This is a genomic window from Microcoleus vaginatus HSN003, assembly GCF_022701255.1.
GTDB lineage: Bacteria > Cyanobacteriota > Cyanobacteriia > Cyanobacteriales > Microcoleaceae > Microcoleus > Microcoleus vaginatus_B.
The window spans coordinates 5453605-5466310 of record NZ_CP031705.1 but is presented as its reverse complement, the minus strand read 5'-3'; the positions used below and the strand labels follow the sequence as shown (position 1 = coordinate 5466310).

General features: G+C 47.3%; 10 protein-coding genes. 8 read left to right on the top strand and 2 right to left on the bottom strand.

Annotated features, from left to right (window positions below):
* Window positions 1–140 precede the first annotated feature (140 nt).
* Window positions 141–2081 (bottom strand): hypothetical protein, encoded by a 1941-nt coding sequence (locus D0A37_RS23630; RefSeq protein ID WP_242718080.1) that lies wholly within the window; start codon window positions 2079–2081, stop codon window positions 141–143.
* A 229-nt stretch (window positions 2082–2310) separates the two neighbouring features.
* Here D0A37_RS23630 and D0A37_RS23625 point away from each other — a divergent pair, with 229 nt between their 5' ends.
* The 5 genes from D0A37_RS23625 (at window position 2311) to D0A37_RS23605 (ending at window position 7203) form a co-directional block, all read left to right on the top strand.
* Entirely contained in the window at window positions 2311–2982 is a 672-nt protein-coding gene (locus D0A37_RS23625; protein WP_242718078.1) for a retropepsin-like aspartic protease family protein, read from the top strand.
* Window positions 2983–3408: 426 nt separating this feature from the next.
* The gene (gpmI, locus tag D0A37_RS23620) at window positions 3409–5010 is read left to right on the top strand and encodes a 2,3-bisphosphoglycerate-independent phosphoglycerate mutase (RefSeq protein WP_242718076.1); all 1602 of its coding nucleotides are present in this window, start codon (window positions 3409–3411) and stop codon (window positions 5008–5010) included.
* Window positions 5011–5469: 459 nt separating this feature from the next.
* Entirely contained in the window at window positions 5470–5709 is a 240-nt protein-coding gene (secG, locus tag D0A37_RS23615; RefSeq protein ID WP_190659521.1) for a preprotein translocase subunit SecG, read from the top strand.
* A gap of 238 nt (window positions 5710–5947) precedes the next feature.
* Window positions 5948–6679, top strand: coding sequence for a peptidase (locus tag D0A37_RS23610; RefSeq protein ID WP_242718074.1), 732 nt, complete (start codon window positions 5948–5950; stop codon window positions 6677–6679).
* An 89-nt stretch (window positions 6680–6768) separates the two neighbouring features.
* Window positions 6769–7203: a bis(5'-nucleosyl)-tetraphosphatase gene (locus D0A37_RS23605; protein ID WP_242718072.1), complete on the top strand. Its 435-nt coding sequence runs from the start codon at window positions 6769–6771 to the stop codon at window positions 7201–7203.
* Window positions 7204–7504: 301 nt separating this feature from the next.
* On the opposite strand, the gene D0A37_RS23600 is transcribed toward D0A37_RS23605, so the two are convergent.
* Window positions 7505–8017, bottom strand: a complete 513-nt coding sequence (locus tag D0A37_RS23600) for a rhodanese-like domain-containing protein (protein WP_445242434.1) — start codon at window positions 8015–8017, stop codon at window positions 7505–7507.
* A gap of 378 nt (window positions 8018–8395) precedes the next feature.
* On the opposite strand from D0A37_RS23600, the gene D0A37_RS23595 reads away from it, so the two are divergent.
* The 3 genes from D0A37_RS23595 to D0A37_RS23585 all read left to right on the top strand — a co-directional run bounded on the left by D0A37_RS23595 (window position 8396) and on the right by D0A37_RS23585 (window position 12671).
* Window positions 8396–9118, top strand: coding sequence for a hypothetical protein (locus D0A37_RS23595; protein WP_242718070.1), 723 nt, complete (start codon window positions 8396–8398; stop codon window positions 9116–9118).
* A gap of 284 nt (window positions 9119–9402) precedes the next feature.
* A complete protein-coding gene (locus tag D0A37_RS23590; RefSeq protein WP_242718068.1) occupies window positions 9403–11208 on the top strand; it encodes an ATP-binding protein in 1806 nt (601 codons plus the stop codon).
* Between the two features lie 2 nt (window positions 11209–11210).
* The gene (locus tag D0A37_RS23585) at window positions 11211–12671 is read left to right on the top strand and encodes a DUF1802 family protein (protein ID WP_242718066.1); all 1461 of its coding nucleotides are present in this window, start codon (window positions 11211–11213) and stop codon (window positions 12669–12671) included.
* The last annotated feature ends 35 nt before the right edge of the window (window positions 12672–12706 follow it).

Here is a 12706-nt window from a genome sequence, read left to right as displayed (position 1 = left end):
TAATCCCTAATGTTTCTTCCCAGAAGCGACTAACTCACTCTATATTAATTTTACATTCAGATTCGATATCAGCCATAAATGCAAAAAGGCAAAAATTATAGTTTTTGCCCTTAGCATTTTTCATACTTTGCTGTCTATTGTCACCGTCGCGCTGAGCTATTCGGATTTGACAGACGGCTAATAACTGCATTGGCGGGTTGTTGGCGACTTGCGGGTTTTTCGCCAACACCTTTGGCTACCTCAACGCCGTTTTCCTCCAGAATCACGACTGGATCGGCTCCGGGCTTGATATCCACCCGCTTCACCAACACTTGCCCGTTAGACAAGCGTTGCCCGACTTTGACATATCGGCTGGTTGGTTCATTCGGTACTTTGACAATCACTTGCGTCTCGTTCCCGACTTTTACCACGCCGCTGACTTCAGTGCCTGTAGCGATGTCAGTAGAAGGCGGTGGCGGCGGTGCAGGAACTACTGGTATCTGGGGAGGAGGTGGGGGATTGGGGTCTCTCCACTGGGGCGGGCGCTTGTCTACTGGCAGTTCCGGCAGATCCGGCACTCCTATGGGTCTAGCTGCAATTGGCTGGGGCGGGCGCGGGGGTGCTGGACGGCGCGGATTCCTACCGGTAGTTGGTGTTGAAATTGGGCGACCGCCCACTTGAGGCGTATTCAGCCCCGGAACTTGGCGCGGCGAGCCTATTTGCGCTCCTTCGCCTCCTGGAAAACCAGGCTGTCCAGGGCGACTGCCCACTTGAGGCGTATTCAGCCCCGGAACTTGGCGCGGCGAGCCTATTTGCGCGCCTTCGCCTCCTGGAAAACCAGGCTGTCCAGGGCGACTGCCCAATTGAGGGGCATTGAGTCCCGGAACTTGGCGCGGGGAGCCAACTTGCGCGCCTTCGCCTCCCGGCAGAGAAGGATCTCCGGGGCCCGCTGCTATTAACGGAGATCCCGCTGGGCGACGCCCTACTGGCGGGGGGCTTAGCCCAGGCACTTCTGGCAACGAAGCTAATTCCCGACCCAGGGCCCTCTCGCCTGCGGGCTCACGATTTGTCGGGGTTGCGGATAGAACTGGCAGAAGAGGCGCTTTTGCGATTGTTCGCGCCTCATAGTCTTGATCGCGGAGGGCTGCATCAAGTCTATTCTTACCCTGCCGCCAAACTGCTTGCAGCAAATTGATTCGCGTCACGCAGGACAGTTCCCCCCTTCTTACTGTCGGCGGTCGATATACCTCAATTGCCTCGGCAATTTCCGGCACTATCGAACACCGCAGAGCATCAGCAGGCGATTGATCTCCGTAAAGGTTCCACAGACTTGAGGCTGTCCGATATTCATCGAGAGTCTTTTGTATTCTTCTGAAGAATGGCCGGTTAGTTAGGAGTAACTCTCGTCTGGTTGAATTCTTTTGTCCTTCTTTTCCGTAAATAGTATCAACCAATGTACCCAGATCTGTACGGTACTCAGAATATTGTGTGGTGTCATCCAGCAGAGCCTGAAGCGTCCTGAATTCGCTGACAACGCCTCTTGCTGTGGGGCTGAGATTGATTTCGGGAGCGGCCGGGCCTTTAAGCTTAGTTCCTCCAATTTGGACTGGGCGGGATAGTTCTGGCAGTTTAGGTATCATGGCCACCTGTCGCTGTGGCAGTTCGGGCAACGGATTGGCTGTCATCGGCCCTGCTGGGACTCCGCCCGGGACATCGCCAACTCCCGGAGGGTTTTGAACTTCGATCGGCGGCAGCGGCCCAAAGGGATCTAACTGAGAAGGATTAGTTGTCACAGGGCCTTCTGGGACCGGCTGAAGCGGAAGCGTTGGATTCCTCTCCCTTGTGTTGCCGATATTTGTTTGAGCCTGTCTTGCTCGTTCGTCTGGGTTGGTCGATCGAATTAACCCTGGAGGCTGGGCGGCTACTACTGGGGACGGGAAACTCTGAGCTGCTGGGGTGGGGCTGGCAGAGGCGGCCGGAGACGGAGAGGCTGCACTGGGGGTGGGGCTGGGGCTGGCTGTGTTGGTGGCTTCGTCGCCACCGCATCCTCCGATCGAGAAAGCTAGTAGTCCTATAGTCGCAAAATATAAAAGTTTGTGCATTGCCGATCGCCCCCAAATCCTTAATTTCAAGATATCCAACAAGGCTCTGCAATTACAGCCTGTTGCCGTTTATAAGTTTATCTGTGTTCGATGTTATGCGATCGCTTGAAAATTGCCAAGTTTTCCTGATGATCTGATCTGGGGATCGGGCGATCGGTTTTTGGGAGCGGGTTAGGATATCAGTGGCGGTCGTTGTTCGACATATTGAATTAATTAAGGTATTTAGATAATGGCAAAAGTGATTCTCAAGCGGATTTGGCGATCGGGCTTTGTTTTTGCGACCGTTTTGGTGGGTGTGGGATCGGTAGGGGGCAGCGAGGTGTATTCTCGTTCACCTCAGCCAGAAACCCAAGTGATGACATTGTTGGTGCCAGATGTGAGTTCCCAGCAGCTCGTGAAGCGGAGCTATCCCGAAGGGAATCGCACTATAACGGGATCGGGATTCACAACTGGCAAATTGTACTCTCAGTTTTGGAACCCATCCAATCCTGCTAAACCCCCAGCAAATCAACCGGGTAAGCCACGGGGGAATCCACAGGTATTTCAAGCTAAAATCAAGCGTCGCGCTGGCGGGACGCCGGTGATTGATGTCGTATTTAATGGCAACAAGACTTTTGAGATGATTCTCGATACCGGGGCGAGTGGCACTTTGATTTCTCAGCGGATGGCTACTGCACTGGGAGTGAGGCCGGTGCGTACCGTGAGAGCGGGGATCGCTGACGGTAGCGTTGTCGAGTTCCCGATCGGTCTAGTGCGATCGATTCGGGTTGGCGGTGCTGTGATCCAAAATGTCGAAGTGGCGATCGCCAAACAAATGCCAATAGGTCTGCTCGGTCACGATTTCTTTGGCAATTACGATGTCAAAATTAAAAAAGATGTTGTAGAATTTTATGTTCGCTGAAAGTGAGCCGATTCGGAAACGGATTTTTGCTCAACTCGTTTAAAGTTATTCCCAGCCCAGTCAAAGCTGTTTAATCTATTCCTTGAGGCAGTAGTAAAAGTCCGCCATCTGTGGTACTCTTCTTAGTGTTTCAATAGCAACCTACCGTTGAACAATTCGTGAAAATGCGGCCGCAAAAGCAGGGTCGTTGTTGGTGAGATCGGTAACAGTCTCCGACTGTGCATTCACAGTACAGAGCAAGGCAATCAATTAAACAATTCCCAAAGCAGGTCGAAATTAGTTCCCAAAATGCAGTGGCTGAGGGAATTTTGGTTGGCATTGTTCAGCCGGAGCTTAGAAAATATGTAAACTGATTAGCGGCAGATGTTCCGCAAAATCGGCCATCATGACGATCAAGAAATTAATTATTGTAAATAAGGTATTCACATGGCACAAGCGTCTGTATCTCCTGTAGTGCTGATTATTCTAGACGGCTGGGGTTTTAGTGAAGAAAAAGACGGAAATGCGATCGCCGCTGCGACAACACCCGTGATGGACAGTATCTGGGCCGCTTATCCCAGCACTCTGATTCACACATCGGGCCGGGCGGTAGGGCTGCCAGAGGGGCAAATGGGCAACTCAGAGGTCGGTCACTTGAATCTGGGCGCGGGCCGCGTGGTTCCTCAAGAGTTGGTGCGGATCTCGGATGCAGTGGAAGACGGTTCTTTGCTCCAAAATCGGGCGCTGGTTGAGCTTTGCGAGAAAGTCCGCGCCACGGGCGGCAAGTTGCACCTGACTGGTCTTTGTTCTGAAGGTGGGGTTCATTCCCATCTCAGTCATATTAAGGGTTTGCTGCAATTAGCAAAAGCACAGGGAATTTCTGAGGTTTGCATTCACGCGATTACTGACGGTCGTGATACTACTCCGAAAGAAGGTGTCGAAGCTCTAGGCAAGATTGAAAGTTATATCGCAGAGGTAGGGGTCGGTCGGATTGCGACCATTAGCGGCCGCTACTACGCGATGGACAGGGACAAGCGCTGGGATCGGGTGCAGCGCGCTTACGAGATGATGACGACTGAGAGTGCGCCTGACGGTCGATCGGCTGTTGAGGTGTTGCAGGCCTCCTATGCTGAAGGAGTGACCGACGAGTTTGCAGTTCCGACTCGGATTTCTCCGGGGGCGGTGGCATCCGGGGATGGGGTAATTTTCTTTAATTTTCGCCCGGACAGGGCTAGAGAATTAACTCAGGCTTTTGTGGCGCCGGATTTTAAGGGGTTTAAACGGCAGTTAATTGAGCCGCTGACGTTTGGGAGTTTTACTCAGTACGACCCGAAGTTGTCGTCGGTAATGGTGGCTTTTGAACCGCAGAATTTGAACAATATTCTGGGCGAGGTGATTTCTAACCACGGTTTGCAGCAGTTCCGGACGGCGGAAACTGAAAAGTACGCTCATGTGACTTATTTTTTTAATGGGGGTCTGGAAGATCCTTTTGTCGGGGAACACCGCGAGTTGGTGCAGAGCCCGATGGTGGGGACTTACGATGAGGCGCCCCAGATGTCGGCGGATCTCGTGACGGATGGGGTGGTGACGGCTTTGGAAAAAGGCATCTATTCGTTGATGGTGATTAACTACGCTAACCCGGATATGGTTGGTCATACGGGGAGGGTGGATGCGACGATAATTGCGTGCGAAACTGTGGATAAATGTTTGGGGCGGCTGTTGAGCGCCATTAGTAAAGCTGGAGGTACGGCAATTATTATTGCTGACCACGGAAATGCTGAGCAGATGTTTGACGAGGACGGGAATCCCTGGACGGCTCACACTACTAACCCGGTGCCGTTTATTCTGGTAGAAGGCGAAGGTCTGAAGATTCCGGGTCACGGAACTGATGTTCCTCTGAGGGCGGACGGCTCTTTGGCTGATATTGCGCCGACGATTCTGGAGCTGTTGAGGTTGCCTCAGCCCCCGGAGATGACGGGACGCTCTATGATTCGATCGCCTGAGTTTGAAGTTCGTGCCAATCGCACTCCGGTGCGAGTTCGATTGTAGTAGGGACAAAGGCGCCGTGCATTGGTGTCAACTTAAGCTGTCATCCGCCCAGTCCTCCCGCCCATCCGGTAGTCCGCCAGGGAATGAATTCCCTGTCTAATAGCGAAAGTCCTCTCAAGAGGACTAATGAGTTTAAAAATTCGGCATTGCTGAATTGGGGTAGGAAATTTGTAGGGGCAATCCCCCCGTGGTTGCCCCAGCGCTGACAGGGTAAGCACTTAGAATTACCCCATCAGGCAAAATCATACTGGGATTCAGCAGTAGCAAAAATTCTTCTTTTCAGTCCTCTTAAGAGGACTTTCGCTTTGAGGCAGGGAATTCATTCCCTGCCGGACTGCGGGTTTGACGTTAAGTTGACACCAATGGGATCTTGGAGTGTCCCTGCATAAATTGCGGGCGATCGACCGAATTTGATATGATAATAAATTACCGATTACTAATTACCAATTACTCCCGATTATGAATATTGTTTCTGTGTTACAAGTTATCTGGTCTTTGTCTGCTTTAGGACTTGTGATTTTTGTGTTGCTGCACAGTCCTAAAGGTGATGGTATTGGAGGGATTGGCGGACAAGCTCAATTGTTTACCAGCGCCAAGAGTGCAGAAACAAGTCTGAACCGGATTACTTGGGGTTTGTCTATTGTTTTTATGGGTTTGACTGTGATTTTGAGTGCTGGTTGGTTGGCGCCTAAGTTATAAGATTTTGATTTTTAACCGCAGATAGCTCACGGGCGAGACGCCCGTGCCACATTAGCTCACGGGCGGGACGCCCGTTCCACATTCAGCTTACGGGCGTCCCGCCCGTGCCACACTAGCTCACGGGCGGGACGCCCGTTCCACATTAGCTCCTGGGCGGGACGCCCGTACCACATAAATAAATATTGTGGGGTGGGCTTCTAGCCCGCCCTAAAGATGAAATTTAAGTACAGTCAGAAAAATGCAGTTGTGGAAAGTCACAGTAAACCCTCGATTGCTGTGTGGTTTGGGATTGGCTGTATGCTGTTTTAGCCTGATAATTTTTACTCAGGTTAATACTCCGGCGGTGAGTCTTTCTTCTCTCCCGAATAGTTTGCCGCATCCACAGATTCACCCATTGCCACCAACGCTGGCTAATTGGCAAGATTCCACAGATAGTGGTGATTATTTTGACCAGGTTAAGCCACCGAAGTTCGGTCATTTGTTGTGGTCTAAGTTTCCGATTCAGGTTTATGTTGAGCGTCCAGTTGATGCTAATAAGTCTGAAGAATGGGTGGCGGCTGTGTTGGATGTTGTCCGGGAATGGGGGGTTTATTTGCCTTTGGAAGTGGTGGATAGTTCGGAGGTGGCTGATATTAGGATTTTACGTCGGGCTCCGCCTTTGCGTCAAGGGGTTTTGCGATCGCGCTCTGGAGAAGCTACCTATGAATTGTACGCCCGTCGGGATGGGGATAAAACGGTGTTATCTCATCGGTTTTCGGTTTTTTTGAATCCGAATCAAGTAGGTAAGTATATTCCGGCGACGGCGCGGCACGAGTTGGGTCACGCTTTGGGGATTTGGGGCCACAGTTTGATGGAAACTGATGTGCTTTATTTTTCTCAGGTGAGAAATCCTCCGCCGATTTCTGCGAGGGATGTTAATACTTTGAAGCGGGTTTATGGACAGCAGACTCGGTTAGGGTGGGAATTGTAGTTATGGGCGAATGGATTTCGCTTCTTGTCAAACCAAGTCCGCCTTCGCGGACTCTAAGAACCAGATAGGTAATAGGAAAAAAAATAAAAATGAAAGATGAATGTTTTGGGATTGTGCCGATTTTTTCTAATGAAGCTGATACTTTGTTTTTGTTGATTCAACATCAAGCCGGACATTGGGCGTTTCCCAAAGGTCACGCGAATCCGGGGGAATCTCCAGCGGAAACGGCAAGGCGGGAATTTGAGGAGGAAACTGGTATATCGGATTTTGAAATGCTTGATGAGCCGAGTTTTACGGAACACTATTCTTTTGTTAAGGATGGGGAGCAGATTGAAAAGACGGTGACTTATTTTTTAGGTTTTGTCAAGTCGATGGAAGTTGTTTTGCAAGAGGAGGAAGTTCAAAATTCTGCTTGGCTTTCTTTTGAGGAAGCTGTTAAGCAGATTACTTTTGAGGCAAACCGCCGAATGTTCGGGGAAGTTAAGGTATATTTAGATGGCAGGAAGTTAAGAGTCGGCGGTTGAAAGCGAGGCTATACAAAGGAAGTCACTCTGTAAGAGACTAAGAAAATTGAGGCAGGATTTGGTATAAGTCAATATGGTTCAGTTAAGCCCGATCCCCCCTAGCCCCCCTTAAGAAGGGGGGGACAAGAAGTTACTTAAAGTCCCCCTTCTTAAGGGGGATTTAGGGGGATCTCCGGGGAATAAACAGTTTTAACCCAAGCGTATTGGGGTATAAGTTCTGATAGAAAAACCCGGTAACTTTTGCGATACCGGGTTTTTTAAGTTTCAGATTTTATGGGCGAATCTTGTCGCCAATCTGAGGTTATTTGTTGATTTTCTGAGCTTGCGCGTGGTGTTGCAAGCGAGAAAAAACGTTGTAGGCGTCGGGGCCAGGAGTATCGTGTTCGAGAGCGCCGTCTATGGGGCCATCGATGGCTTTCCAAGCAGGAATTCCGCCTTTTAGTTCGGCTACTTTTTGAAAGCCTGCTGCGCGGAGAAGATTGGCAGCTTCGGCGGTTTGTTGGTCGTTTTCGCCGTAGATGTAGATATCGCGGATGGGTTCTAGGCTGGATTTTGCTCGCTCTACTACTTCGTCCATTGGCATCATTACGGCGCCGGTAATGTGGCTTTTGGTGAAGCTTTCAAAATCACGAGCGTCGATGATTGTGAGTCCGGGTTCGCCCCAATCTAAACGGGCTTTGAGGTCGTGGCTAGATGCTTGAGCTTTTAAACCAGGAGGGGTGGGAGTCAAATCGGGAAGTTTTTCTTTGATGTCGGAAATTTGGTCGGGAATATTTTTCATGGGTAAAATGTTGTTCAATTTTTTGATTGCCATTGCAATGTAACAAGAGGTTGAGGTTGAATTCGTCTTTCTAAAGGCTGAACCTGGCATTGAACTAAAGTCGCAGTTAAGCTGGGTTACAGGTTGTTAGCTGCGGTTGGGATCGCTAGATTTGTAGAGTTTGCTGGAGGAAAGCGGGCTGTGCTTCAGATTGTTTCATCGCATTTGCTGTGGAGAATTTGAAGTGCGATCGCTCGTTAGATTAGGTATTCTATCAAACCATTTCCCTTTAGTCAATCACAATTATTTTAAAATGAAATTGGCGGAAGTTGTGTACAGCCTAGCGCGGGATTTTACGGTAAAGTTGAGATGTTTGGCAGGAAGATTTATGATAATATTTGATACTAAGAACAAGTATTTAAAGGTATGAATATGTCTGAGAAAGATGAAATTGCGGTGTCTAACACTTTGACACCGGAAGAGCAAGCGGTGTGGGATGGGAAGGCAAAAGTTCGGGTACTGCTGAATTTGTGGGATTTGGGCGGCGGGAAGATGATGGTGAAAAAGGGGGATTTGACTAAGCGGATTGTGCGGACTAATGAGACGAGTCAGAGATATGTGGAAGTGCTCGGTGAGTTGCAGGCGACTGGGGCGATCGAGTATTCGCTGGTAAATCGGGTGACGCTGGTGGAATTGACGGCGAAAGGGAAAGAAGTTTTAGCGCAGGGGCTGAAAAGTCGGGATTCTTTGTTTGAGTTTGATGGTTCTCAAATTGGTACTCGGCTGGGAAATTCTTTGTTGAAGTGGATTCGCCATCAGGATGGTGCGGCGAGTGTTGCTGTTGATAAGGGGAAGGCGGATGTAGGGACGATCGCATCCTATGACGATTTTAAGGCTGTGGCGATCGATGTGTATGACAGCTTAAACCGGGATTATAACTTAGACGATTTAGTGCCGATTTATCGGATGCGTCGGGCGATCGGGGAAATGGTAGGGCGATCGGAGTTCAATGAGTGGCTGTTGGAAATGCAGGCTAATGATATTTTTCAGCTAATGGCTGGAGATATGCGAGATATCACCCCAGATAAACGTGAAGACTCAATCATCATTCCTGGTGGTACATTGCGTTACTACGCCAAGCGCTTAAATCCATAAAATTGTTCTCAATCTTTTTGTAGTTCGTTACCTCACACCCGATAACCATGAACAATATACCAGTTTCTCCGATAGAAGCCCTCAATGCTGCAATCCAAAATCACAATCCATTTACCAAAGCTGGAATTGTCAAAGAACAAGACATTTGGGGAAAAGGGTTCCCCGATATTCCGAGTTTAAATGCTCACGCTTCCGATGCCATTTTTCAGGCAGTTGAAAAAGTACAGACAAGTCAATCTAGCCAAGAAAAGGTCACTTCACTGGTATTAACCGCTCAACAGGGAGTGGGGAAAAGCCACATTTTAAGTCGTACTCGCCACAGACTAGAAACTAATGGTGGTGCTTTATTTGTTTATGCCAGTGTGAACAATTACACGGACTTAAACTTGATAAAATACCAATTTCAGCAAACTTTAGCTAACAGTTTGAGCCACACAGGTAGCCAAAGCGTCATGCAATGGCAGGAAACAGCCGCAGCAATGGCAAACGAAGGTTTCAAAGCTATCAATTCTGCTTCCCAAAATCTTTCTGCTCAAGAACTGATAGATCGATTTGACAAAGTATGTGCTAGTTGGGCAACTAAAAATAGGAATTTCATGAACACCCTAACTAAGCAAGTTCTCAAAGCCAAATCAAAGGCAGATCCTTATATTGTTCGAGCTGTTTTGTGGACTTTATCGGAATCTGAAACACCTTTTGCTATCAAATGGTTATCTGGTGAAGAGTTAGATAACTCTAAAGCTGAGAAATTAGGATTGCCGTCTAATTCCGGCAAGACTAATCAGGACAGAGAAGCAGAATCCCTGAATAATGTCCAGCAAATTTTAAATTTGGTGAGTTACTACAGTCCTGTAATCATTTGTTTTGATGAAATAGATGCAAATACAAGTTGTAGAGATGATGGCTTGACAACACCGCAGGTAATTGTCGATCTTGTTAAGCGTTTGTACGATACTCTCGAACACTCCGATCTCGGTCAAGGTTTGGTTATTATCACAGTAATGGCACCAGATACGTGGATAACAACAGTTAACCTGATGCCTACCAGTATACTTGAGCGAGTTTCAACATACACAAAGCGAAAACCAATAGAGTTAAAACACTTGAATGGCGATTCTTTAGTTGATTTAGTCAAGTTATGGTTACAAGATTTTTATCAAGTCAGGAATTTAAACCCTCCTCATCCGCTCTATCCATTTGATGAAAGTCAATTGAGAGAATATGGCAGAGGTAAGCCAACTGTACGGGAAGCTTTGACATGGTGTGCTGAGAATTTTAAAGTTTTTATGCCTCCAATGCCTGAACTTCCAGAAGATCCTGTTGAGCGGTTTGAGTTTGCTTTCACCAAGGAACTTGAGGAAGATATCCGAGAGGATATGGAGAATGATGCCACAATTGCTAAGGCTATTTACTTTGGTTTTGAAACCTTGAAAGGTCAGACTGTGGACAAGGTAACAATTGATGATATTACCACAGAAATTCAACCAAAAATACCAAATGCGAATTGGATAAAATTCAAAATTATTGGTACAGAAAACGGCAGAGATATCAGGATTGGGGTTGCAGTTATGCAATTTTCTCAATCAGAATTAGTTGCTGGACTAAAGCGCTTAACTGATTATCAAAAATTTGATTTAACGCGGGGTTGTTTAGTCCGTTCCCAATCAAAAATAGAGACAATTAAGAAAAATTCTAAAGCCTATAAGCTTCTAGAAGAACTTGTTTCAGTTGAAAAAGGCGGTGAGGTAGTGTATTTGATTGAAGAGCAAATAAAACCGCTGCTGGCTCTCCGTGCTGTTTGTAAAAAATGCCGAGATTACAATTTAACAGAAGACCAGGTTTTTGAGTTCATATCTCAGAAGCATCTCACTTTTGAAAATTCTTTACTGCGGGAAATTTTGAGCGATCCCTCCGGTGAAATGCCTGTGGTTATCGCTCCGTCAGGTCAAAATGCTGCGGTTAGCGATCCGTCCGTTCAAATTCCTGCGGTTAGCGATCCGTCTGATGAAAGCCTACTTTTAGAAGACATTTTCAACCCTCCCACCAATGATGATACAGATGATGGGGATCTAAGTGACCTATTTAGTTAACCATGAGCAAATTAATTTTGCTTCAAACAGCTCTGGCTTTACCAAATCCAGATATTGAAGCTTTAATCCAAGGACGAATGATTGCAGCTATGCCTCGGATGTTTCTGAATCCGGGGCGGACATTTGCTTTGTATCCAGCTAATCTTTCGGTTGATTTGCTATCGGGCGATCGATATTATCGATCGCATTTTTTGCCCGTTGCTCAAAAGGCACTTACTCAGTTAAATTCAGATAAAGTTTCGATCAAAGCTTGGGCTAGGTGCGAATTGTGCCAAATGGTGAATGAACCTGAATCATTAGAGGCTTTGTCGCTGTTAACAGTCTGGAAAACAGAGGCATTACAGCAAATTCTCCAGCAGCGTCCTTTTATTTTTGTAGCTTACCTGCGGGTTTATTTGCTGCCTCAGCCCCTGGAAATGTCTGTGCATCCCAGCGGGAATTTTGTACCTTTGCCAAAATCCCTAAATGTTACTGATTCAACGCCTGTGGTGAGCGAGTCTATCTTTGCCAAACGCCGTCAAAAGCTGGAAAAACTAGAGCCTCCTGAACATCCAGAATTGGAAGAGTTGCAAAGTGCATTAGTGCATTTATCCACCACCAACCCAAAAGCCAAACAACTAGACGCAGAAATCAAAATGTTTCTAGGTTGGAGTAGCGATAAGCCTGTAAAACCAATCAAACCGGATTTATCTTGGATAAAGACTATAGCAGCTTTGGGAAATCGCACCAAAGAACTAGATAAAGACAAAAGCAACTATCAAGCAGGAACAGACTTTGAAATTGTAGTGCGCGATAGCCTTGAGTTTTTGGGATTTACCATTGATTATGCCCACAAAGGTGGTGCTGGTGGCTTAGATTTATTATGCTCCAAACCTTACCCCTTAGTTGGCGAGTGCAAAGCGGGTAAAAAAATCCCCAATGATACAGCAGTTCAATTGCTGAATTTAGGAACGCTACGGCTCAAAGATAATGAAATACTCGCAAAAGCAACTAAGTTGATTATTGGCCCTGGCGTTCCAACTACTCAACTTATGGATGCAGCAAAAGTACACGGTATGGCAATTATGAACCCTGAGACGCTGGAAAAACTGGTTAAACTTCAAAGCAACTATCCTAACTCGGTGGACTTATTTAAACTGAAAGAATACTTAAAACCGGGACAATCTGATGATGAGGTTGCTAAATATATTGAGCAAGTTGAACAAGAAATTAAAGTGCGATCGCACGTTCTTTCAATTCTGAAAAAGTATCACGAAAATTCTGGTTCTGAACAAGCAAGTGTGGATGCTCTTAGCGGTGCGTATTCAATGTCTAACCCACCCAAGAAGTTGTCCCGCGAAGAGTTGCACGAAATGTTAGTGGAACTTTCTTCTCCGCTGACAGGTTATGCAGGGCGAATGAAAGGCGAGAATTTAGGGCGCGATCGCTTTTATTTCCTGCGCGATTTGCCGCTGGATGATTGAGATGCGTCAAGGGCGATTCCGTTCGGGATAGCTTC

What these genes read in the sequence shown, in the direction of transcription:
- D0A37_RS23630 (WP_242718080.1), bottom strand. Translation starts at nt 2,081, where the DNA reads ATGCACAAACTTTTATATTTTGCGACTATAGGACTACTAGCTTTCTCG.
- D0A37_RS23625 (WP_242718078.1), top strand. Translation starts at nt 2,311, where the DNA reads ATGGCAAAAGTGATTCTCAAGCGGATTTGGCGATCGGGCTTTGTTTTT.
- gpmI (WP_242718076.1), top strand. Translation starts at nt 3,409, where the DNA reads ATGGCACAAGCGTCTGTATCTCCTGTAGTGCTGATTATTCTAGACGGC.
- secG (WP_190659521.1), top strand. Translation starts at nt 5,470, where the DNA reads ATGAATATTGTTTCTGTGTTACAAGTTATCTGGTCTTTGTCTGCTTTA.
- D0A37_RS23610 (WP_242718074.1), top strand. Translation starts at nt 5,948, where the DNA reads ATGCAGTTGTGGAAAGTCACAGTAAACCCTCGATTGCTGTGTGGTTTG.
- D0A37_RS23605 (WP_242718072.1), top strand. Translation starts at nt 6,769, where the DNA reads ATGAAAGATGAATGTTTTGGGATTGTGCCGATTTTTTCTAATGAAGCT.
- D0A37_RS23600 (WP_445242434.1), bottom strand. Translation starts at nt 8,017, where the DNA reads ATGGCAATCAAAAAATTGAACAACATTTTACCCATGAAAAATATTCCC.
- D0A37_RS23595 (WP_242718070.1), top strand. Translation starts at nt 8,396, where the DNA reads ATGTCTGAGAAAGATGAAATTGCGGTGTCTAACACTTTGACACCGGAA.
- D0A37_RS23585 (WP_242718066.1), top strand. Translation starts at nt 11,211, where the DNA reads ATGAGCAAATTAATTTTGCTTCAAACAGCTCTGGCTTTACCAAATCCA.